Genomic DNA, 20,000 nt, shown 5'->3' with positions numbered 1-20,000 from the left:
CTTACGGGATTTATATTTAAATTGCTTCCTTCGTCACCAATGACGGAAAGTGTATGCAATAATAATTCTTAGCTAAAATAATTCTTAGCTAAGTGCAGCTTGTACCTGGTCTGCAGCTTCCTGGAAAGCAACAGCAGATAGTATAGGCATACCAGAGTTATCTATAAGCTCTTTTGCCACCTCAGCGTTAGTACCTTGTAAACGTACAATGATAGGCACTTTAATATCGTCGCCCATGTTTTGGTAAGCATCTACAACACCCTGAGCAACACGGTCGCAACGTACAATACCACCAAATATGTTAATAAGGATAGCTTTTACGTTAGGGTCTTTAAGAATGATACGGAAAGCCGTTTCTACACGCTTAGCATCTGCAGTACCACCTACGTCAAGGAAGTTAGCCGGCTCAAACCCTGCATATTTAATAAGGTCCATTGTAGCCATTGCAAGACCTGCACCGTTTACCATACAACCTACAGTACCGTCAAGATCCACGTAGTTAAGGCCAGCTTCTTTAGCTTCTACCTCAATCGGGTTTTCTTCACGAACGTCACGCATGTCAGCGTATGCTTTTTGGCGATAAAGGGCATTGTCATCAAGTACCACTTTAGCGTCTACTGCAAGTATTTTGTTGTCTGAAGTTTTAAGTACAGGGTTAATCTCAAACATTGAGGCATCACTATCTGTATATGCTTTGTAAAGTGCAGCTACAAACGCTACCATTTCTTTAAAAGCATTACCGCTTAGCCCAAGGTTAAAGGCTATTCTCCTTGCCTGGAAGCCCTGAAGGCCTACAGATGGGTCTATCTCTTCTGTAAAGATAGCATCCGGAGTATGCTCAGCAACTTCTTCAATATCCATACCTCCTTCGGTAGAATACATAATCATGTTACGTCCGTTTGCCCTGTTAAGAAGTACAGACATATAGAATTCTGAAGTTTCACTTTCACCAGGGTAGTATACATCTTCAGCAACAAGTACTTTGTGAACCCTTTTACCAGTAGGAGGCGTTTGCGGGGTAATAAGATCCATACCTATTATTTGTCCTGCAATTTCCTGTACCTGGTCAAGGTTTTTGGCAAGTTTTACACCGCCACCTTTACCGCGTCCACCAGCGTGTATCTGTGCTTTAATAACGTACCAGCCTGTACCGGTCTGTGCAGTAAGTTCCTTAGCGGCTGCTACGGCCTCAGCGGGATTGTTAGCTACAATACCGCGCTGCACACGTACACCGTGGCTTGCCAGTATTTCTTTTCCCTGATATTCGTGTAAATTCATGATATATGCGTTTATCGTATTAAAAGTGCAACAAAAATAATAAATACAATCAAATTGCCGAAAGTATTTTAAACTTTTTCCTGCTAAAAAGGTATAGATTTTTATTACCTCATCAATTCAACACAGCTAAAGGTAAGCTACGTTTAAGTAATCGTAAATTTAACTGCATAAACTACTACATGGCTTAATTATAACGAAGTAGTTAAAGCTGAAGGCATTCACACTGAGTTAATTTATAGCCAAATTGGTTAAATGTGTTTTAAAACCATTAGCTTTAACAGTCCTTTTCTTTATTTTTGTGGGTGTAATTTAACCAATACAAATGAAAAAAATTTTACTATCCGCAGCACTGCTTGCAGGCTGTTTTACTGCCAGCGCTCAATTTGGGATAAAAGGAGGGTTTAACTTTTCTAATTTCAGAGGAAACGGTGACAAAGGGTTTAACGTTCTTACGAGTTACCATATAGGGGCAAGTTATGAAAGCTATATAGCCAAGTCTAAATACTTTGCTATACAGCCCGAACTTATTTACTCCAGACAAGGAGCCAAAACAGATACACAGAAATTTGAACTTGGGTATTTTAATGTGCCTATAATGCTTAAAATCTATCCTACTGATGGATTTAATATACATTTTGGCCCACAATTTGGCATGCTGATAAACGAGAGCAGGAATTTTAAAGCCTATGATAGCCAGACTTTTGATTTCAGCCTGGCAGCCGGACTTGAAATTTTTGCTACAGATAATATATTTCTGCAGGCACGATACGTAAGCGGTACAAAAAATGTTTCGGGAGTTACCGAAATAAAAAATACTGTGGTACAGGCGTCTGTAGGGGTACAGTTTTAAAAGAATTTTTATAACCAATATGTATTTGTACTAACTATGAAAAAACTATTTATTGCAGTTATAACGGTGCTAGGCGCCTATGCTGCGCAGGCACAAGGGGTAGACTTTGGTATTAAGGGTGGCGCTAACTTTGCAAACCTTAACGGAGCCGATGGCGTAAACACTAAATCAGTAACAAGCTGGCATGCAGGTGCTGTTTTAGAACTAAACATTACACCTTCATTTTCTGTACAGGGTGAAGCTATTTACTCATCTCAGGGAGCAAAGGTTAACGAAGCAAGTGACATTAAACTTGACTACGTAAACGTACCGGTACTGGCTAAATTTTACATCTTACCGGAAAAGGTAAGTTTAGTTGCAGGTCCTCAATTCTCATTCCTTACAAAAGATACTAAAGACTTTAAAGCCAAAAGCACAGACTTAGGTCTTGCCGGTGGTATAGAAGCAAAGCTTATAGCTGGACTTTTTGTACAGGCAAGATATGTGGCAGGTCTTACAAATATTAACGACAATGAGGCATATAAAGCCGATATTAAAAATGGTGTATTCCAGCTTTCTGTGGGGTACAACTTCTTCTAAGAAAAAGCAAAATGTATAAAAAAACCGGCAGGGCTTAACTACCTTGCCGGTTTTTTATTTTTTTTAACTGTTAATATTTTCACTTTATATACCTTCAGAAAACTAGTGTTAATTATTTTTACTAATACTTACAAACACAAATTTTACGATGAAAAAAATTATAATTATTAATGGCCCAAACCTTAACTTACTAGGCAAACGCGAACCGGAAGTATACGGCCATCTTACCTTTGAAGAATACCTTAGCCTTATACAGCAAAAATATCCTCAAGCCGAATTAGAGTACTACCAAAGCAATATAGAAGGCGAACTGATAACTAAAATACAGGAAACAGGATTTGATTACGATGGCATTATACTTAATGCAGGTGCTTATACGCACACGTCTGTAGGTATAGCCGATGCTGTAAAAGCCATTACTACTCCCGTAATTGAAGTACACATAAGCAATACGTTTTCGCGTGAGAGCTTTCGTCACCAGTCATATTTGTCGCCGGTATCATCGGGCGTTATCATAGGCTTTGGTTTAAAGAGCTACGAACTGGCATTACTATCTTTTTTAACCTAAATATATATGAAACATATCGCTATTGCCCTGCTTACGCTTTGCTGTTTTGCAATTCACGCTCAAATTAGAGGCGTTGTTAAAAGTACCGACGGAAAACCTATTGTGTTTGTTACTATTTATTCCGGTGAATCAGACAATAGCGTTGTAAGCAATGACAATGGCGAGTTTATATGCCCTTTTGGTACGGTAAAAAAGGATATTTTTTTTAAGGCTAATGGATACAAAACCAAAAAATTAACCCTATCTGCCAAAGATATAAACCATTCAACAACGGTTTATTTAGAAAAGACTGATGCTGCCCGAACAACAGGAATGTTCTCAGCAGACAGCATTGTAAGCATAGCCATACAAAACCGCCGCACTAATGCTAAGAAACAATCTCAGTTTGAAGTAGATTACTATTCCAGGGGAACGCTACGCCTGGAAAATATACCTACAAAAATACTGGGACAGCAAATAGGCGACCTTGGAGCTTCTGTAGATACAACGGGTAATGGTATTATTTACCTCAGCGAAACGGTGAGCAAACTCAGGTATAAACAACCTGGTAAGATACATGAAACCGTTTTGGCTAGCCGCAGCAGTGGAGACGACAGCGGTATTAGCTATAACAATGCAGATGCAACGTGGTATGATTTCTACAGGAATTATCTGCCGTTTGAAGTTAACGTGATTTCCCCTATTGCAGATAACGCTTTTGAATACTACAGATATGAAAGCGCCGGATCGTTTTCCTCAGAAGAAGGAAAAATATACGCTATAAAAGTTGTTAGTAAATCAGCAACCTCCCCTACCTTCAATGGGTACATATATCTTACTTCCGGTGACGGAGAATTATACGCTACAGACCTTACTGTAAAAGGCAGCACCATACGCCAACCTTTGTTAAATACGCTTACCATAAAACAGCAGTATTTATATAATAATAACAAGAAGCTGTGGAGTAAAAGTAATCAGGCAATATTGTTTAATGTAAGCTTGCTGAATGTAAAGGCTAACGGTACTTTTGTTCAAACCTATAGCAACTACAATTATGATTTTAAGGCAGATGAGTTTGACTTCAGGCCCGAAATTCAGCGTTACGAAGCGGAAAGCACCAGTAAAAAGGTAGCCTACTGGGAGCAGTCGCGTACGGTTCCACTGGCTATTGACGAACGCAACGACTACATTAAAAAAAACAGGCTAGAAACCGAGCGAAATAACCCTGTTTACAGCGACAGCCTTGATAAAGAGCTAAATAGATTTAAATGGACATCGATACCCATAGGGTATACATACCACAATACCAATGAAAAATGGAAAATTAGCTACACCGGTATTATCAGAAGACTTGCGTTTAATACCGTGCAGGCCTACTGGCTAGGGCCCGGATTTCAATTCACTAAGTTTGGCAACAATAATAGCCTTACAAACATTGGTACAGATTTAAATTACGGATTTGCAGAACAACGCTTCAGGGCCACAGGGTTTATCGAAAGGCGTTTTAATAACACCACAAAACGTACAGTAAGGCTAAGTGGCGGTAGCAGTATAGAACAATATAATCCAGACCGCCCCATTAACAAAATAGTAAATAGTATAAGCACATTATTTTTTAGGGATAACTACATGAAATTGTACGATAACAATTTTATAAGAGTTAATTACGAAGAAGAAGTGGTTAATGGTGTTAAGCTGTATCTAAGCAGCGAATACACCAGAAGACACGCATTGAGGAACAACACTGATTTTAGTACGCTAAAAGACATTTACCATCCGTATACTTCAAACAATCCGCTACTGCCATGGGATTTTACCACGCCTGCCTTTGAAAAACACAACATGGTTAAAGCAAGCGTAACTACGCGTATTAATTTTGGACAGACCTACAGGACAAAACCTGATGGCAGGGAAGTAATTACAAGCCCTGAGTATCCACAGCTTTGGCTTAAATATGAAAAAGGATTTGCGTCGTCTGTAAAAGACTATAACTTTAACCACCTTTCGGGAAGAGTGCTTTACGATTTAACAATAGCAAACGTTGGCGAACTGGGGATGGCTGCACGCTCTGGAATATTCTTTAACAGTGGAAATGTAGCTTTCCCTGACTGGAAACACTTTAACGGTAACCAAACGCATGTGGGAAAAAGCGAACGTTATTTAAATGTATTTAACCTACTGCCCTACTATGACTATAGTACCAATAGCCGCTATTTTGAGGGGCACCTGGAACATCATTTTAAGGGATACATAACAGATAATATTCCGCTTTTTAATAAATTACAATATTACCTCGTTGCCGGTTACCACGTGTTATCTACACCAGAGCGCAGTCCTTATATGGAATTTACATTGGGGCTAGATAATGTAGGTATAGGTAAATTCCGCTTACTACGGCTCGACTACATAAGGTCTTATGAAGGCGGTTTTAAAGGAGATGGTGTAGTATTCGGGCTTACGTTCATAGATTTCTTAGAATAAACACAAAAATTGTATTTTTGCCGCCGTTGAAATCAAATGCACATGCACCATCACTACATTTTATATAAGCCGTGGGGTTACCTAAGCCAGTTTACCTATAATCTTAAAAGAAACAAGAAACTGTTAGGCGAATTATTTGATTTTGACCCCAGCACAATGGCTATAGGACGCCTTGACGAAGACAGCGAGGGGCTGCTGCTGCTTACTACAGATGGCATGATGAGCGAAGTTGTAAGGAGTAAAAAAGTAGAAAAAGAGTACTACGCCCAAGTTGACGGACTCATAACGGATGAAGCTGTTGTGCAATTAGCAAACGGAGTGCAAATAGGTGTTCACGGACAAAAATACACCACGCTGCCGTGTGCAGCAGCGCGCCTGACCGAAATACCCAACCTCCCCCAACGCGCAAGAAAAATACGGGATGAACGCCACGGCCCTACCAGCTGGGTAAGCATAACAGTTACCGAAGGTAAATTTAGGCAAGTGCGCAAAATGACCTCTGCTGTCGGGTTTCCCACACTAAGGCTGGTAAGAGTAAGAGTCGGCAATATACATCTGGGCGACCTACAACCTGGAGAAGCAAGAGAAATCTCAGCATTTAACCTTTAAACACCGGAAACCGCACTACTACCGTTGTACCCTCATTCTTCTTACTGTTTATATTAAGTAATATACCTAAAATATCACAGTAACGTTTTACTATGGCAAGCCCTAAGCCTGTGCCTTTAATTTCGGTATGCTCCTCGGCCTCAGAACGATAAAACTGATCAAAAATACTACTGAGGTCGGCTTGTGCTATACCAATACCACTATCGGTAATAACACAGTTTATATATTCCCCGGATGCAGAAAGCGACACCTGTACAATACCGCTTTCATTAGAATATTTAATGGCGTTACCTATAAGGTTGTCTATTATAACACCCGTCATAAAAACATCTGACTGCACGTAAAAGTGATCTTCAAACTTAAAATCTACCTTTAGGCTACGTTTTTCAATCTCGGGAGAATGGCGTTCAAGTGTTTCTAAAATTAGCTCATCAATAGCAAGCTGCCGTAAATTAACCACTTCTTTACTGCTCTCAAAACGGGTTAATGTAAGCAGTTGATCTGCTATTGTGGTAAGGCGGTTAACCTCGTTTACGCAATACCGTATTTTATCTTCATACTCCTGAGCCGTACGAGGTTTACGTATTAAAACCTCAAGCGTACCTTTAATTACTGCAAGCGGTGTACGTAGCTCATGAGACGCGTGCGATGTAAATTGTTTTTCGCGTTCTACAACACTTTCAACACGGCCAAGTAAATCGTTTATAGCGGTGGCAAGAGTGTACAGTTCATCTTTATTTTCAGGAAGCGTTATACGTGTACTAAGATTGTTATCTGTAATTTGCTTGGTAGATGATATTATACTGAACACCGGTTCCATGCTCTTACCAGCTATAAAACGAGTCAGGAAAAACAACAATATTAATACCGCCGGATAAGCCAGTAATAACACCAGCCTCAGGCTTTCCATAACGCTGTAATGGTCTGTAATAGACATACCTATAACTACATACCCTTTTAAAACACCATTGTTCACTAAGGGAGCCTGCATCTGACGGATATCAATTTTCCCTATCTTGGCATCAACGTAGTGGGCAGTATCTTTTTTATGATGCAGTACCAGATTGCGGTTCTTTAAGTTGGCCGACTTTTGGAGGACCTTTCCATCAGCATCAAAAATTTCAACAAACACAGGATTTCCTTTGTCCCTGTTATGCTCAATTTCTTTCCATTCGCCATCCTCAGACATTTTTTCAAAATGCACCTGGCTGGCTACAAACCCCGTATGCCTGTTTATTTCTTCCTGCAGATCGTGATTTACGTCATACACCACTCCTACCCATACTATACGATAGATTACCACAAACACAAGCAGTACCAGTGCAGCAGCGCCAAACAGGTTGTAATAGGCAATACGGTTTTTTATAGAAGGTTTATTCATTATACAGCTTCATCATTGGCAAGATAGCCAATACCTCTAATCGTTTTTATATAGTTGTCTTCGCGTGCAAAGCCCAGTTTCTTTCTTATACCGTTAATAAACACATCTATTACCCCTGTATCATAATCAAAATGAATGTTCCATACATCCTTAATAATATCTATCCGGTTGCACACAGCACCCTTATTTTTCATAAGGTACTCCAGCAGGGCAAACTCTTTTTGTGTAAGCACTACCTCTTTATCTCCGGCAAATACCTGATGGGTCTCGGTTTTTAGTGTTACCGGGCCTAGAGTAAACACAGGCCTTTCTTCTGTAGCCGACCGGAACTGAACCTTAATACGCTCTAACAATTCCTCAAAACTAAACGGTTTTTTAATATAGTCGTTAGCACCGCTTTGTAAACCGGTAATAGTATCTTGTACAGTATCTTTAGCCGTAAGGAAAATAATGGGGGTAGTTTTATTAGACTTTCTAACGGCAGTACACACCTCTAGCCCAGACATTTTAGGCAACATCCAGTCCAGCAGCATAAGATCGAACTTTCGCTGCTGTGCCAGCATAAGCCCCTTGTCTCCGCTGGAAGCTACGGTAATAGCATAGCCCTCCTCTTCAAGCCCCTGCTTTAGGAAATTAGAAATTCCCTCCTGGTCTTCAACTATTAATATTTCTTTTCCCATACTGTGTAAAATCCCCTTGGTTTTGATTGTATTATTCTTTTAGAAGCTTATTGGCAAACAGGTAATCTGCTGTTTGATACCACGATATAGCTTCTTCCAGAAATGTATTATCTATTTTCTTAGCCTTAAGGCTATTATCGGTTTTGTCGTACGAATAAAAATTCTGTTTCCTCTGGTCGCCCAGTATCATTACGTCGTTACCCTTCATTAGTGTCAGCTTTCGATAGGTACCCAGTAAAGCTCGTTGTTTAAAGCTGTCTTTCAGCACATTTTGTCCGAAAAATCCTGAAGTATAATCCCAGTTTAACAACCCGAACAGTGTAGGCATAAGGTCTATCTGAGAGCAAAGGCTCTGTACTTTTTGAGGCGCCACACCTTGCGCATTATAAATATAAGCAGGTATATGGTAGTTAGCCACATCAATTTCATCTTTACCTGCACTACTTGCACAGTGGTCTGCTACAATCACAAACACGGTATTCTTAAACCAAGGCTTAGCCTTAGCTTCTTTAATCATTTTGCCAAGCGCGTAGTCTGCGTACTTAACGGCGCCATCCCTACCACTACCCGACGGAATATCTATGCGGCCCGATGGATACGTATAAGGCCTGTGATTACTGGTTGTCATTACAAAATTAAAAAAAGGCTCGCCTTTTTTATACTTTTCATCGGCTACAGACAACATTTTTTTATAAATATCCTCGTCGCAAATACCCCATGCATTTTCAAACGTTACCTCATTATCTTCAATATGATTGCGGGTAACCTTAATATCGTCGGCAAGTATGCTGCCATGCCCCCTGTCGTAAATAGTAAAACCATTGCCACCATAGTAGCTGTTCATATTATCAAAATACCCATCACCCCCGTAAAAGAAGCTACTTTGGTAACCTTTTTCTTTAAACACAGTATTTATAGTATATAGTCCGTGATTATCCGGGCGCTTTACAATGCTTTGCCCCGGTGTAGGCGGAATGCATAACGTTACTGCTTCCATGCCCCTAACGGTACGTGTACCGGTTGCATAAAGGTTACTGAAGAAAACACTTTCTTGCGCCAACGCATCCATAGCGGGAGTAATATTTTTGTCATTGCCAAATTCTTTCATAAAAGAACCGCTCATACTCTCCATCAAAATGAATACCACATTTGGTTTTGCGGCATTAGGACTTCCGGTTACTTTCCTTTTTACAGAAGTTCCTTGAGAGATAAATGTTTCCCCTTCTTCTTTAACAGCGGCCCTTATCATTTCAAAAGCCTTTTTATTATCTATAGTAGTATAAAAATCAGCGTAATCCATGCGGTTATTCCTAAACTCAGCAAAGAACGAATAAATCCCGGCTTTAGAAATTTCGTTGTTATAGCGGTTATTACTCCACTCTGCATCATTGTTTCTTACAAACGCAATAAACACAGTAACTACTGCAATTGCGCCGGCAAACACTGCCGAAGAAACCGGAAAGGTAATCTTATGTGTAAACGTATTTTTAAACACACCCCAATTAACAAACAGCCATATTTCGGCCACAGTAGTAGTGGCCACAATACCAATTAATAATGGCAGCGGATAAGATTGCTGAATATTACTTACCACCTCATGCGTATAGATGAGGTAGTCTACTGCAATAAAGTTGAACCTGGCGTGAAACTCTTCCCAAAATGTAACCTCTGCCAGGAATGTAAACATTAGTATGAAAACCGTAAGGGAAAAGAAAAAATAAGTGAGTATTTTATCTGCAATACTTCCCACGAATTTATTTGGCCAAACCAAAACATATAGTAACGATGGAATGGTAATAAACATACAAACTCCTAAATCGTAAAAGGCTCCGGTTAGCAGAGTCCTAACAATACTGAAAGGATTCCACGATACCTCACCGTATTGCCAAAATAACAATCCGAGCCTTAAGATGAGAGATAAAAACATGAAGGCAAATATGAAGTGTATCCACAACGAAAGGCGACTCTTTGAAGCATTCTTAAAAACAGTTGACTTATTTTTCATTTATATACTATTATCCTAGTACAAAATAACATCTTTTTCACAAGGTTAATATTATGTTAAGAAATGCTTTAAGTAAATCTTAAGCAACACTGCTAACTGAAAGGGAAAAGTGTTAAAAACGCCAAGTTGCAAACTCAACATTTTGTAGGTTTTTTATGAAAACCTTATCAACTAAAAACATAGAGATTGTTTATTTTAGGCGTAATGAATGACACTGCAAAAAAACCATCTAAGCCTGCCAGGTATTTTAAAAAAATACTTAAAATATTTCTTTGGATTTTCGGATCTATTGTCGCCTTATTTCTTTTGATAGTAGGACTACTGCAAATCCCCTATTTCCAGAACATCGCTAAAGACCAACTTGTTAGCTATCTTGAAAACAAGATAGGAACTCCTGTATCTATTGGCTACGTGGAAATTGGGCTTCCAAAAAAAGTAATACTTAAAGATGTGTATTTTCAATCTCAACAACATGACACTTTACTTGCAGGAAAAGAGCTGGCGGTAGATATAAGCCTTACGAAATTGCTTAGCAATGAGGTAGAAATTAACAGTGTAAATCTTAAAGGAATTACTGCCAAAGTAAACCGTAACAAACAAGGTGTATTTAATTTTGATTATATCATTAAAGCCTTTAACAGCGGGAAACCCAAAGATACTACATCTGCACCAATGAAGTTTTCGATAGAAAAAGTAAACCTTGACAATATTGCAGTAAAATATGACGATGATGTAACAGGTAATTACCTCACCGCAAACATTACTCATTTTGATACGCGTTTTAAAGAGTTTAATCTTAACACACTTGCCTTTAATATACCTGCAGTAACGCTGCACGGAGCCAAAGTGCGGTTTAAACAAAGTATGGTAGATGAAATTGTGTCGTCTACACAAAAAGTTGCCGAAGAAGCCAGTAAGAAACCAAATCTTTCTTTAGTTTTAAATGAAATAAACTTAGAGAATATTGATATAGGTTATGATAACCAGGGAAGCAAATTAGATACCGGGCTTAAGCTTGTAAAACTACAAACCAAGGTTAATGAAGTTAATCTTCAAAAACAACTTATAGACTTACAGTCGCTTACCATAAAAGACCTGAACGGTAATCTAGCTATGGGCACCCCTGAAAAAACAGCGGCTAAAACATTGCCTGCAAAGTCTGTAGCGGTAGAAAAGGCATCGTGGAAATTTAAACTCGGCAAAACAGCTATTAGTAACGTCAACTTTAAATATGACGACCTTTCGGCGGTTGCTGTAAAGAAAGGAATTGATTACAAACACCTTAAAGTTACCAACCTTAACTTAAAAGCAAATAATTTCTCGTATAAGGAGAACGACATTTCCGGAGATATACAGCAATTTTCGGTAAAGGAAAAAAGTGGTCTCCACGTAAAACAATTACAAACCAATTTTAGTTACACAGCGCGCGGCGCTAAATTGCTGAACTTATATTTGGAAACGCCGGATACTAAAGTTTCAAACCGTATTGCCGTAAGCTATCCTTCTTTGGCTAACATAAACAAGAATATAGGCAAAATAGGTGTTAATGCTAATTTTACAGAAAGCCATGTAGGTTTTAAAGATGTTTTATTGTTTGCGCCTAACCTAATCAACACAGCCCCTTTTAAAGAAAATCCAGATGGTCAGCTGTACATTGACGGTACAGTTATCGGACTGGTTTCGGACCTGAAAATAAACGGGCTAAAAATTTACGGGATAGGAAATACCACACTTGCCGCAAGCGGACGCATAAAAGGGCTACCCGACGCTAAAAAAGCTTATTTTGATTTAGACATACAAGAGCTAAACACTACCGCTAAAGACATCAAAACTTTTGTACCCGAAGGTGCTTTGCCGGGCACTATTAGCATCCCGGAACGTATTGCTTTAAAAGGAACGTTTAAAGGCACCTTAAACAAGCTAAATACAAACCTTAACCTAAACAGCAGTTATGGCAGCGCTGCTGTAAGGGGAACTTTTGACCAGTCTGTAAAGAACAGGGAAAAATATGATGCTACGGTAAACTTAGGCAACTTTGATTTGGGTAGGCTGATAAAAAATGACTCTTTAGGAAAAATTAGCCTTAACGCACATATAAAGGGAACGGGATTAAATCCTGAAAAGGCAAATGCTGCGGTAAAAGGTACCGTTACAAAGGCTGAGTATAATGGCTACACCTACAGAAATCTCTCTGTAAATGGCAAAATAAACAACGGTAAATTCGATGCAAAAGCGGGTATGAAAGACCCGAATATTGACTTTGCGCTAGATGCCGCAGGTGGATTTAAAGGTAAGTTTCCGTATGGTAAAGTTCACCTTAATATAGATATAATAGATCTTGAAAAGTTACGACTTCACGCCGGCCCATTAAAACTTCGAGGTAATGTTGATGCTGATATAAGCGATGCTAACCCCGATAACCTAAACGGAAAGGTGGCAATACACCATTTTATTTTTGCGAATGAAAAAGAACAGTTTGCCATGGATTCGGTAAAGATTGCTGCTATATCCACTGCAGATACTACGGCAATAAAAATTGATTCTCAGTTTTTAAAGGCTAATGCCACCGGTAAGTATAAAGTTACTGCGCTGCCAGCCGCTATACAAAGGACTGTAGCTAAATTTTATAATACCGGTAAAGTTCAAAAATTGGATAAGCCTGAGAACCCGCAGCAAATAACTTTTTCAATTAAAGTAGACAATGACCCTATATTATCAAAGATACTTCCGGAGTTAAAAAGATTTGAGCCCATAGATATTGCAGGTTATTACAGCAGTAAAAATGACAGCCTTATTATAAATGCCAACATACCGAGGATTGTATATGGTAATAACACTGTAAATGGTGTTACCGCAAATATAGCTACCAAAGACACTGCTATGGTTTATGCCATTAAGATAGACGCTTTGGAAAATAGTTCTTTCCGATTAGGAAACACAACCCTCCAGGGCGATATAAAGGATAACGTAGTTAACTACAAGCTTGAAATAGACGATCAGGCCAAAAAACAGCAGTATATGCTTGCGGGTAAACTGGAAGCCAAAGAACAACAAAACCAAATTAGCCTTAACCCTGACGGGCTGATGCTTAATTACGAGGAATGGACAGTTGCCCAGGACAACCTGCTTCGTTTTGGTAAAGATGGTTTTTTCGCAAGGAACTTCGAAATCAGTAATAATGGCGGGGCACTAAAACTTAACAGCGAATCAGAACAGCCAAACAGTCCACTTAATGTATCGTTAGAAAACTTTACCATAGAAACCCTTACAAACGCGGTGCAAAAAGAGGAAACCAAATTTAAGGGAACTATAAATGGAACAGCTCGGGTTACAGACATTACAACAAAGCCGGTATTTGAATCTCAGCTAGATATTACCGATTTTGCAGTGGCAAAAGACACTGTGGGTAACATTAAAATAAACGTAAACAATAAGGTGGCAAACACGTTTACGGCAGATGTTGCAGTAACTGGAAATGGCAACCAGCTAAACCTAAATGGAGATTACAACACCAGTACATCGGGCTTTAAAATGATGCTTAATATCGAAAAGTTTAATATGACCAGTGTGCAGGCACTGAGTTTTGGTAGCCTTAAAGACAGTGAGGGTTACCTGTCTGGCCGGTTTAATATAGCCGGTACCGCTAAAGACCCTGATATTGTGGGTGATTTAAAGTTTAACGAAGTTAGCTTTAGGGTTACACAGTTAAATGCCTTGTACAAGGGCATAAACAAAAACATAAGTTTTACCAAAGATGGTATAGCCATGAACAACTTTACCATTGAAGATGAAAATAATAACCTCCTAACCCTAAACGGAAATATTGCTACAACCGATTATAGGAAGTTTGGCTTTAACCTTACCGTCGATGCCGAAAATTTCCGGGCCATAAACAGCAAAGCGAAAGACAATGATTTTTACTATGGCGACTTATACCTTGACGCTAACCTAAAACTAAAAGGCACCTTAGAAAACCCTGTAGTTAACGGAAGCATAAATATAAATGAAGATACAAACTTTACGGTTGTACTTCCCCAGCAAGACCCACGCATTGCAGACAGAGAGGGTGTTGTAGAATTTGTAGATGAAGATAACCAGGAAGCATTACAACGATTAAAAATTGAGCAAACTGTTAATAAGTCGGCGCTGGAAGGTTTAGATGTATCTCTTAATATAGGTATTGACAAAGAGGCTACCATGAACCTCATTGTAGATAAAGGAAATGGCGACTATCTGGAACTAAAAGGCGAAGCACAACTTACCGGAGGTATAGACCCATCCGGAAAAACCACGCTTACCGGGCGCTACGAGTTTAATGAAGGGGCTTATCAAATGAGCTTCAATTTTATAAAGCGTAAGTTTGATATACAAAAAGGAAGTTACATTTTATGGACAGGCGAACCTACCGCTGCTAACCTAAACATCACAGCAGTGTATCAAACCGAAACCTCTCCTATAGATCTTGTACTGAATCAGATTTCGGGAAAAACACAGTCGGAGATTAATACGTACAAACAAAAGATTCCGGTAAATACGCTGCTTAAAATAAACGGTGAACTATTAAAACCTGAACTTTCATTTGATATACAAATCCCTGATGGTAACTACAATGTTTCTACAGACATTATTGAAACTACAAATACCAAGCTAGAGGAAATCAGGCAGCAACCCTCGGAATTGAACAAACAGGTTTTGGCGCTATTGCTGTTAAACCGCTTTATAGGCGAAAATCCTTTTTCCAGCGAAGCCGGCGGAACCAGTGCTGAAGCTTTAGCTAGGCAAAGTGTGAGTAAGATACTTTCCCAGCAGCTTAACAACCTGGCATCTGACCTGATAAAAGGAGTACAACTTAACTTTGACCTGGAGTCTACCGAAGATTACACAACCGGCGAGCAGGCTTCCAGGACAGACCTGAACGTAGGCGTTTCTAAAACATTGTTTGACGATCGCTTAAAAGTTACCGTAGGAAGTAGTTTCGGGCTTGAAGGCCCTCAGCAGCCAAATCAGCAAACCACCAATATAGCCGGTGATGTTTCGGTAGATTACCGCCTTACTCAGGACGGAAGGTATCTGGTTAGGGCTTTCCGTAAAAATGAATATCAGGTCGCATTACAAGGACAGGTTATAGAAACGGGAGTATCGTTTGTAATTACAATGAGTTACGATAAATTCCGCGAACTTTTTCACAGAACACCTGAAGAGCGAGAAATGCTACAACGCGAACGTGAGCGCCGCGCGAGGGAAAAAGAGGAGAAAAACCGCGAGAAAACACAGGAAGAACAGAAAAAAGCAGCCGAGAAAAATTTACCGCCAAACAGCACTAATAATGAAGATAATTAAAATACTATATATACTGTTTTTTATACTATTTGTAGCAGGTTGCAGTAATACAAAGCACTTGCCAAAAGGCGACTTGCTATACACAGGTGGAAAAGTAACCATCAACGATAGCCTTATGCCTAAAAAAGAAAAAAAGGCACTTACAAAAGAACTCGAAGAGCTGCTTAGGCCGAAACCCAACAGTAATTTCTTTGGGCTCAGGTTTAAATTATACTTCTATAACCTCGCCGGAGAACCAAAAAAAGAAAAAGGCTTTAGAAACTGGCTGCGCAATAAAGTGGGCGAACCGCCGGTGCTATTTAGCCAGGTAGACCTTGATTACAATGCAGATATTTTGCAAAACTATATGGAAAACCGAGGCTATTTTAAAACACGGACCTCGGCAGATTCTATTTCAAAAAACAAACGGGCAAAGGCACTATATACTGTAACTACTAAAAAACAATTTAAAATAAGGAATGTTTCCTTTCCGTCAGACAGCACGGCTGGCCAGCTGGAAAAAGATATCTCAAGGCTTAAAAGGCGTACGCTTTTAAAAAGTGGCAATCCTTATGACCTTGATGTGATTAAAGCAGAGCGCGAACGTATAGACCAGCGTTTAAAAAATCGTGGATATTACTACTTTAACCCTGATTATATATTGGTTAAAGTAGACAGTACCGTAGGCAACTACCAGGTAGATTTGCGCTTGGTTATAAAGGATAAAACTCCCGATGAGGCCAAGCAGGTATACAAAATAGATAAGATAATTGTTTACCCTAATTATTCTCTTACAAACAATCAGGACAGTATAAAGGCGGCTCCGGCAGCGGTAGAACACTATAAAGACTTTACCATTATAGATTCTGCCCATACATTTAAACCTAAAATTTATGACCGTACACTATTTTTCCACCGTGGAGATACCTACAGCCGTAGAGACCATAACCTTTCACTGAATCGTTTAATTAATTTAGGAACATTTAAGTTTGTAAAAAATGAGTTTAAACCATCAGATTCGTTAAAAAATACGCTAGATGTATACTATTACCTCACTCCGCAGCGTAAAAAGTCCATTAACCAGACGACTACAGCAAAGACAAATTCGGCTAATTATAACGGTGCCGAGATAAGTATAAGCTGGAGTAACCGTAATACATTCCGCGCGGCTGAGGTATTATCGGTATCGGCATTCGGGGGAATGGAAATTCAGGTAGCAGGTCAAAACAAAGGTTATAATGTGTACAGAATTGGTGGTGAAACCAGCCTGGTTTGGCCACGTTTTATTACACCTATTCATATAAAAGACAGTAGCGCTTATGTACCTAAAACCAAAGCGTCGTTAAGCTATGAATTTCAGAAAAGGATAAAGCTGTATGCGCTAAATAACTTTAGAGCTCAATTCGGCTACTTATGGAAAAACAACGTACATACGGAACAACAACTGTATGTTACAGATATAAATTATGTAAGCCCGGCAAGCATCACCCAGGAATATTATGACAGGATAGATGCTGCAGACACCACACAAAAAGCAGCGCTAAGGAAAGTGATACAGAAACAGCTCATCTTTGGCCCTACCTATTCGTTCATGTACACCAATACAGACCTTAAAAGGAAACGAAATACATTTTATTACAAGGGTACTATAGAACTTGCCGGCACCATTACCGGACTGGCTACCGGCGCAAAAGCCAGTGACCCGGTTACAATACTTAATGTTCCGTTTAGCCAATTTGCTAAAACAGAGCAGGATTTTAGATATTACTTAAAGTTAAATGAAAAGTCGCAAATAGCCACAAGGGTCATCGCAGGTATTGGTTATCCGTATGGTAACTCTACATCTTTACCCTATGTAAGGCAGTTTTTTATAGGTGGCGTAAATAGTATTCGTGCCTTTAGGGCGCGTTCTATAGGCCCTGGTGGCTATATAGACCCTAACCAGAATAGCAATAGTTTCCTGCCGGACCAAAGTGGCGATATTAAACTGGAAATGAATGCAGAATACAGGGCACAACTATACCGCATTTTTCACGGGGCAGTATTTGTAGATGCAGGTAATATATGGCTTTGGAACAAAGACCCTAACAGGCCCGGAGCAGAGTTTAGCAACAAATTTACTAATCAGCTCGCTGTAGGAACCGGCTTAGGATTGCGTTTGGATTTATCTTTCCTGGTAGTGAGGGCAGATTTGGCATTCCCGCTACGCAGGCCGGCTGTTACCGAAGGTAGCCCATGGGTAATAAATCAGATAGATGTAGGAAGCCGTAGCTGGAGGAAAGAAAACCTTGTACTTAATATAGGTATAGGGTACCCGTTCTAGAGTTCAGTATTATATAAATAAAAAAAGGCTGCACATAGGCAGCCTTTTGTATTTGAACAAGTAAAAAATTATTGCTCAAGTTTCTTTAAGGCTTGCCTCTCTTTTACCAGCTCCACAGTAGCGCCGCCTACCCAGTAGAATACGAAGCTAACAAGGAACATCATAAGCCAGAAGCCTATGGTTGCAATGGTAAGGAACAGAAGGAAACCTAGATACTGTTGAAATTCAAACATGTTTTCCGGAAATTTTGAATTATGGCTCAAATGTAAGATAAATGTTGGGTTAAAACAACTAAAACACTGAGAAAAATTCAGTAAAAATTAATTACGAAATCATTTTCTTAACGAATCTTTATTGCGTAATTTTGGCTGGCTTTATTCCTCCCGCACAGCGTCAGGCACTTAAAATAGCCGTTAACCTAAATTTATTTTACAACCATAAACATTTTTCAAAATGGAATACAGGATTGAAAAAGACACCATGGGTGAAGTGAAAGTCCCTGCAGACAAATATTGGGGCGCACAAACCGAGCGTTCGCGTAACAACTTTAAAATTGGCCCTTCCGGCTCTATGCCAAAGGAAATCATTGAAGGTTTTGCCTACTTAAAAAAAGCTGCTGCTTACGCTAACCATGACCTTGGTGTTCTTAGTGCTGAAAAACGTGATGCCATTGGCCAGGTTTGCGACGAAATTCTTGAAGGAAAACTAGATAGTGAGTTTCCTCTTGTAATATGGCAAACAGGTTCTGGTACACAGAGCAACATGAATGTAAATGAGGTAGTTGCAAACAGGGCACAGGTACTTGCCGGTGGCAAAATAGGCGAAGGCGAACCTGTACTTAAAGCAAATGACGATGTAAATAAATCACAATCAAGTAACGACACCTACCCTACTGGTATGCACATTGCCGCTTACAAGGCAGTTGTAGAGGTTACACTACCGGGTGTAGAAAAACTTCGTGACACGCTGAAAGCAAAGTCTGAAGAATACATGAATGTGGTTAAAATAGGCCGTACGCACCTTATGGATGCTACGCCATTAACCCTGGGGCAGGAACTAAGCGGCTATGTAGCACAACTTAATTATGGCATCAAGGCGGTAAAAAACACACTAGCACACCTTAGCGAGCTTGCTCTTGGTGGTACCGCTGTGGGTACTGGTCTTAATACCCCTGCCGGATATGATGTAAAGGTGGCAGAATACATTGCTAAGTTTACAGGCCATCCGTTTGTTACGGCGCCTAATAAATTTGAGGCACTTGCAAGCCATGATGCACTTGTAGAAACACACGGAGCACTTAAACAATTGGCTGTAGCACTTAATAAAATAGCTAACGATATCCGTATGTTGGCCTCTGGCCCTCGCTCAGGTATTGGCGAAATACTTATCCCTGAAAATGAACCGGGATCGTCTATCATGCCGGGGAAAGTTAACCCTACCCAGTGTGAAGCACTTACTATGGTTTGCGCACAGGTTATGGGTAACGATGTTGCTATTACTATAGGTGGTACACAAGGCCACTATGAGCTTAACGTGTTTAAACCACTAATGGCAGCCAATTTCCTTCAGTCTGCACGTTTACTGGGCGATGCATGCGTATCTTTTGACGAGCATTGTGCACAAGGTATTGAGCCAAACTATACACGCATTAAGGAGTTGGTAGACAATTCACTTATGCTTGTAACAGCACTTAATACTAAAATTGGCTATTACAAAGCTGCCGAAATTGCGCAGACCGCACACAAAAACGGAACTACTCTTAAAGAAGAAGCGGTACGTTTAGGCTACGTTACCCCTGAAGATTTTGACGCATGGGTTAAACCTGAAGATATGGTAGGTTCCCTAAAATAGATTTCCTTATTTAATAAATACTAAAGCAGCTCTAACGGGCTGCTTTTTTATTGCCTAGATAAATAAGCCACTATTACACTTATTACAAATGGGCAAA

General features: G+C 39.7%; 13 protein-coding genes. 8 read left to right on the top strand and 5 right to left on the bottom strand.

Annotation, left to right across the window (positions count from 1 at the left end; translation table 11 throughout):
- Window positions 1-84: 84 nt before the first annotated feature.
- Complete coding sequence (gene sucC, locus ACLI08_RS09345; protein WP_411428219.1) at window positions 85-1,278, bottom strand: ADP-forming succinate--CoA ligase subunit beta; 1,194 nt, start codon at window positions 1,276-1,278, stop codon at window positions 85-87.
- A gap of 322 nt (window positions 1,279-1,600) precedes the next feature.
- On the opposite strand from sucC, the gene ACLI08_RS09340 reads away from it, so the two are divergent.
- The 5 genes from ACLI08_RS09340 (at window position 1,601) to ACLI08_RS09320 (ending at window position 6,344) form a co-directional block, all read left to right on the top strand.
- Complete coding sequence (locus ACLI08_RS09340; protein ID WP_411428218.1) at window positions 1,601-2,128, top strand: porin family protein; 528 nt, start codon at window positions 1,601-1,603, stop codon at window positions 2,126-2,128.
- A 36-nt stretch (window positions 2,129-2,164) separates the two neighbouring features.
- Window positions 2,165-2,707 (top strand): porin family protein, encoded by a 543-nt coding sequence (locus ACLI08_RS09335; RefSeq protein WP_411428217.1) that lies wholly within the window; start codon window positions 2,165-2,167, stop codon window positions 2,705-2,707.
- Between the two features lie 148 nt (window positions 2,708-2,855).
- The gene (gene aroQ, locus ACLI08_RS09330; protein ID WP_411428216.1) at window positions 2,856-3,275 is read left to right on the top strand and encodes a type II 3-dehydroquinate dehydratase; all 420 of its coding nucleotides are present in this window, start codon (window positions 2,856-2,858) and stop codon (window positions 3,273-3,275) included.
- Window positions 3,276-3,281: 6 nt separating this feature from the next.
- Window positions 3,282-5,735 carry a DUF5686 family protein gene (locus ACLI08_RS09325; protein WP_411428215.1) on the top strand — a complete coding sequence of 818 codons (2,454 nt, stop codon included), beginning with the start codon at window positions 3,282-3,284 and terminating at the stop codon, window positions 5,733-5,735.
- Window positions 5,736-5,777: 42 nt separating this feature from the next.
- On the top strand, window positions 5,778-6,344 hold the full coding sequence (locus tag ACLI08_RS09320) for a pseudouridine synthase (RefSeq protein WP_411428214.1): 567 nt from the start codon (window positions 5,778-5,780) through the stop codon (window positions 6,342-6,344).
- Here the strand turns inward: ACLI08_RS09320 and ACLI08_RS09315 are convergent.
- Genes ACLI08_RS09315 through ACLI08_RS09305 form a run of 3 tightly spaced genes read right to left on the bottom strand, consistent with a single transcriptional unit; the run spans window position 6,334 to window position 10,092 of the window.
- Window positions 6,334-7,725, bottom strand: coding sequence for an ATP-binding protein (locus tag ACLI08_RS09315; RefSeq protein ID WP_411428213.1), 1,392 nt, complete (start codon window positions 7,723-7,725; stop codon window positions 6,334-6,336). The genes ACLI08_RS09320 and ACLI08_RS09315 overlap by 11 nt on opposite strands.
- Window positions 7,725-8,405: a response regulator transcription factor gene (locus ACLI08_RS09310; protein ID WP_411428212.1), complete on the bottom strand. Its 681-nt coding sequence runs from the start codon at window positions 8,403-8,405 to the stop codon at window positions 7,725-7,727. Before ACLI08_RS09310 ends, ACLI08_RS09315 begins: the two co-directional genes overlap by 1 nt.
- A 31-nt stretch (window positions 8,406-8,436) precedes the next feature.
- Window positions 8,437-10,092, bottom strand: coding sequence for an LTA synthase family protein (locus tag ACLI08_RS09305; protein WP_411428211.1), 1,656 nt, complete (start codon window positions 10,090-10,092; stop codon window positions 8,437-8,439).
- Window positions 10,093-10,614: 522 nt separating this feature from the next.
- Between ACLI08_RS09305 and ACLI08_RS09300 the strand changes: the two genes are divergently transcribed.
- The gene (locus ACLI08_RS09300) at window positions 10,615-15,750 is read left to right on the top strand and encodes a translocation/assembly module TamB domain-containing protein (protein ID WP_411428210.1); all 5,136 of its coding nucleotides are present in this window, start codon (window positions 10,615-10,617) and stop codon (window positions 15,748-15,750) included.
- Entirely contained in the window at window positions 15,737-18,052 is a 2,316-nt protein-coding gene (locus ACLI08_RS09295) for a BamA/TamA family outer membrane protein (RefSeq protein ID WP_411428209.1), read from the top strand. Before ACLI08_RS09300 ends, ACLI08_RS09295 begins: the two co-directional genes overlap by 14 nt.
- A gap of 68 nt (window positions 18,053-18,120) precedes the next feature.
- Here ACLI08_RS09295 and ACLI08_RS09290 read toward each other — a convergent pair whose 3' ends face one another.
- The gene (locus ACLI08_RS09290; protein WP_411428208.1) at window positions 18,121-18,285 is read right to left on the bottom strand and encodes a hypothetical protein; all 165 of its coding nucleotides are present in this window, start codon (window positions 18,283-18,285) and stop codon (window positions 18,121-18,123) included.
- A 220-nt stretch (window positions 18,286-18,505) separates the two neighbouring features.
- Here ACLI08_RS09290 and fumC point away from each other — a divergent pair, with 220 nt between their 5' ends.
- Complete coding sequence (fumC, locus tag ACLI08_RS09285) at window positions 18,506-19,903, top strand: class II fumarate hydratase (RefSeq protein WP_411428207.1); 1,398 nt, start codon at window positions 18,506-18,508, stop codon at window positions 19,901-19,903.
- The last annotated feature ends 97 nt before the right edge of the window (window positions 19,904-20,000 follow it).

This window comes from Flavobacterium sp. RNTU_13 (assembly GCF_046614455.1).
Classification (GTDB): domain Bacteria; phylum Bacteroidota; class Bacteroidia; order Flavobacteriales; family Flavobacteriaceae; genus Flavobacterium.
The sequence above is the reverse complement of the archived record's forward strand: the minus strand, read 5'-3'. Positions and strand labels throughout refer to the sequence as shown.

Coding starts and splice junctions, on each gene's coding strand:
- sucC (WP_411428219.1), bottom strand. CDS start 1,278: ATGAATTTACACGAATATCAGGGAAAAGAAATACTGGCAAGCCACGGT.
- ACLI08_RS09340 (WP_411428218.1), top strand. CDS start 1,601: ATGAAAAAAATTTTACTATCCGCAGCACTGCTTGCAGGCTGTTTTACT.
- ACLI08_RS09335 (WP_411428217.1), top strand. CDS start 2,165: ATGAAAAAACTATTTATTGCAGTTATAACGGTGCTAGGCGCCTATGCT.
- aroQ (WP_411428216.1), top strand. CDS start 2,856: ATGAAAAAAATTATAATTATTAATGGCCCAAACCTTAACTTACTAGGC.
- ACLI08_RS09325 (WP_411428215.1), top strand. CDS start 3,282: ATGAAACATATCGCTATTGCCCTGCTTACGCTTTGCTGTTTTGCAATT.
- ACLI08_RS09320 (WP_411428214.1), top strand. CDS start 5,778: ATGCACCATCACTACATTTTATATAAGCCGTGGGGTTACCTAAGCCAG.
- ACLI08_RS09315 (WP_411428213.1), bottom strand. CDS start 7,725: ATGAATAAACCTTCTATAAAAAACCGTATTGCCTATTACAACCTGTTT.
- ACLI08_RS09310 (WP_411428212.1), bottom strand. CDS start 8,405: ATGGGAAAAGAAATATTAATAGTTGAAGACCAGGAGGGAATTTCTAAT.
- ACLI08_RS09305 (WP_411428211.1), bottom strand. CDS start 10,092: ATGTTTACATTCCTGGCAGAGGTTACATTTTGGGAAGAGTTTCACGCC.
- ACLI08_RS09300 (WP_411428210.1), top strand. CDS start 10,615: ATGAATGACACTGCAAAAAAACCATCTAAGCCTGCCAGGTATTTTAAA.
- ACLI08_RS09295 (WP_411428209.1), top strand. CDS start 15,737: ATGAAGATAATTAAAATACTATATATACTGTTTTTTATACTATTTGTA.
- ACLI08_RS09290 (WP_411428208.1), bottom strand. CDS start 18,285: ATGTTTGAATTTCAACAGTATCTAGGTTTCCTTCTGTTCCTTACCATT.
- fumC (WP_411428207.1), top strand. CDS start 18,506: ATGGAATACAGGATTGAAAAAGACACCATGGGTGAAGTGAAAGTCCCT.